General features: G+C 69.9%; 1 protein-coding gene and 1 pseudogene. One reads left to right on the forward strand and one right to left on the reverse strand.

Annotation, left to right across the window (positions count from 1 at the left end; genetic code table 11):
• A partial coding sequence (locus ABZ860_RS42760) for an RICIN domain-containing protein (RefSeq protein WP_357232591.1) occupies nucleotides 1-724 on the reverse strand: 724 nt, incomplete at its 3' end.
• 1,090 nt (nucleotides 725-1,814) lie between these two features.
• Here ABZ860_RS42760 and ABZ860_RS42765 point away from each other — a divergent pair.
• Nucleotides 1,815-2,041 (forward strand): annotated as a pseudogene (locus ABZ860_RS42765) (hypothetical protein); the annotation flags it as partial.

Genomic DNA, 2,041 nt, shown 5'->3' on the forward strand with positions numbered 1-2,041 from the left:
CGTCCACCCGGAAGACGTCGATGTCGGCCAGGTCCTCCCACAACACCGGGTTGGAGTACGTCGACGACGGCGGCCACGGCCCGCTCGACGGACTCACCGACGGCGACGGTGAAGGCGACGCCGACGACGAAGGCGAGGGCGAGGGATCGGAGACGCTCCCGACGGGGACAAGCTGCCACTGCTGGTTGTCGCCGCCCCAGTCGGAGTACTGCACGATCTTGCCGCCGTCCGCGGTGGAGGCGTTCTGGACCTCGACGGCCTTGCCGCTGTTGCGGTTGATCAGCCGGACGTAGCCGCCGGACGAGTCCGCGAGCTGGAACTGCTGGTTGGTGCCGTTGTGGTCACTCCACTGCACGATGTCGGCGCCGTCGGCCGTGGAGAGGTTGTACACGTCGAGCACCTTGCCCGAATGGCGCGACTGCACGCGGTAGTAGCCGCCGCCGGAGTCGACGAACCGCCACTGCTGGTTGTTCGCGTTGGTGCGGGTCCATTGCACGAGCGATCCGCCGTCGGCGGTGGAGAAGTTGGAGACGTCGAGTGCCTTGCCGCTGTTGCGGTTGACCAGGACGTACCAGGCGTTGGTGTCGACTGTCGCCGCGGAGGCCGGCGCCACCCAGGTGACAGCGGTTGAGAGAACGGTCGCAAGCGCCGCCAGAAGACATGCGACGACGGTGGCCGGCGCCCGCCGCCGGCCACTCGTCGCGCGGACGGAGGGTTGGTGCATCTTCTCTCCTTCGAAGAGCGGAGACACGGCTGGGGGTGGAGACATCCGCGGTGTGCCACGTGCACATACGCGGCGCGGGGACACGAGGGCGTGCCCCACCGGGGAAGGTGAGGGGTCGGCAGGCCGGCCGCCGGAGGCAGGCTGATGTGGTCCGCCCGAGCCGGGGCGCGGCCTGGGGAGAGGCACCGGATCGTGCGGGGGCCGGCGGCCGGGGTTGGTCGACGCCGGTGCGGAGCGTCTCACCGTGGCCGATGTCGCCGGTCCACGCGCACCGGTGCACGCGCCGCCGAAAGGGTCAGGTCGCCCGCCCCGGCGAACGGGGGGCACCGCCCTCCGCGGCACCCCACGCGGTGATGCCGCTGGAGGTCCACGATCGAAGACACCGTCGGTCACCCGATCCGGCGATCAGCGGATACCGGTTGCCCCTGCGCATCTCAGAGGATGCTCGCCTCGGACGCGTCGTCGGGACTCGTGGTCTCGAGAGCACCGGCCGGCTCGTGAACCTTCCCGGCAGCCGCTTGTCGCACATGGATGACGCGGACAGTGCGTAGCGGCCCAGAAGGCCACGCATAGGTGTATCTGCGCTGGCAGTGTTAGCGCTAACAAATTGGCGAACCAGTGCCCCTCTCCCATCGGCGGCTTTGCGTGGTGGTGTAGCGGATCAAACATGACGCCCTAGGCCGTGTCAACGCTCGGCCCCCTCTCCGGCCGGGCCCTCCCGTCGACCCGATGGGCTCACCTGCTCCTCCCCCGGGTGTGAGAACAGGGCCGGAGTCCGGATGGGAGGAAACTTTCATCGCGACCCGTGCTACCCGGAGCCGCCGCGGAGGAAGCAGCACCGTTACGAACGACATTTCTCGCGTCTACCAGCGCACATGGCGCACACGCGAGAAAAGGGCTTCGAAACGTACCGGCAACGCTCTTGACACATTTCATGATGATTTCCAGACTGGCTCCCCGAGACGGCTCCTCCTGCCGGGGTCGGTGGTGGGCGGCAGGGGCCGCAGTTCCGACGCGACGACGGATCGCGTGCTGTTTCCGCGGTCGTCTGTCCGCGTCCCCTCATTGATCCCGCAGTGGAGGCTCAGGCATGGGCGAAACCCCCTTACCCGCCGACTTACCCCCCGACTCACCCGCCGACCGAGCGCGGCGACGGGTCGCCGGCACCCGCCGGCTGCTGGTCGCCGGCGCCCTCGGCGCCCTCGGCACCGTCACCGCACTCGCGGCGTCCCTGCCCGCCGGCGCCGCCGCCGGCACGCTCGGCGCGGCCGCCGCCCAAAGCGGCCGCTACTACGGCGCCGCGATCTCCGCCGGTCA

The sequence above is a fragment of the Microbispora sp. NPDC046973 genome, assembly GCF_040644495.1.
Taxonomy (GTDB): Bacteria; Actinomycetota; Actinomycetes; order Streptosporangiales; family Streptosporangiaceae; genus Microbispora.